This window comes from Streptomyces cupreus (assembly GCF_014257025.1).
Classification (GTDB): Bacteria; Actinomycetota; Actinomycetes; order Streptomycetales; family Streptomycetaceae; genus Streptomyces; species Streptomyces cupreus.
This window is the reverse complement of the sequence record NZ_JACMSF010000179.1, coordinates 1-794: the sequence shown is the minus strand read 5'-3', so window position 1 is coordinate 794 and position 794 is coordinate 1. Positions and strand designations below refer to the sequence as shown.

Annotated in this window: 1 protein-coding gene; it reads left to right on the top strand. The window is 66.1% G+C overall.

Annotated features, from left to right (window positions below):
• Positions 1-69: 69 nt before the first annotated feature.
• A partial coding sequence (locus H4N64_RS44180; RefSeq protein ID WP_186288262.1) for a putative T7SS-secreted protein occupies positions 70-794 on the top strand: 725 nt, incomplete at its 3' end.

The following is a 794-nucleotide window of genomic DNA, read 5'->3' as shown; positions in this document are numbered from 1 at the left end:
ACGTCTGACCCTTGTATGTTCACGTGTGCATACGGTTGTTGGTGATGCGTACGTGACGGGGGTTGCGGTATGGCGGGGCATCGGCCCACGGATTGGCATGTCCTGGACCTGGACAAGGATCCGGTGCCGGGGGATCCGCAGCAGGTACGGCAGCTGGCCAAGAAGCTGCATGACTTCGCGGACGATGTCTCGGATGCGCTGCGTCTGGTCAAGGGCATGGCTGGCGAGGGCGCTCTCGCCGAGTGGGCGGGCAAGTCGGCGGACGTCTTCAAGGAGGACTTCGCCGATGTCCCGAAGAACCTGAGGAAGCTGAAGACGTCGTACGAGTTGTGCGGCGATGCGCTGGCGGATTACTGGCCGAAGTTGGAGCGGGCGCAGGCGTTGGCGGACCGGGCGCTGGTCAGGGGGCGGGAGGCGCAGTCGGATCTGTCGTCGGCCAAGTCCCGTCTGTCCACTGCCGATTCGTGGGTGGGTCGGGCCTCGAAGGAGGCCGACAAGTACAAGGACGACCCGACGGGCAGCAAGTCGACCGAGAAGCCGGATGAGGCGAAGGTCCGTGCGGCGACGCGGGATGTGCAGCAGGCGGAGGCGGCCCAGGGGCGTGCGAAGTCGGATGTCGCCGATGCCCAGGGTGCGTTGGACGCGGCGAAGAAGATGGCCGAGGACGCGCGCAAGATGCGTGAGGAGGCGGCCCGGACGGCGAAGACGAAGATCGACGAGGCGTCGGACGCCGGTATCCAGAACCGGTCGTGGTGGGAGGACATCGGCGACTGGTTCGTCGACAACTGGGACAC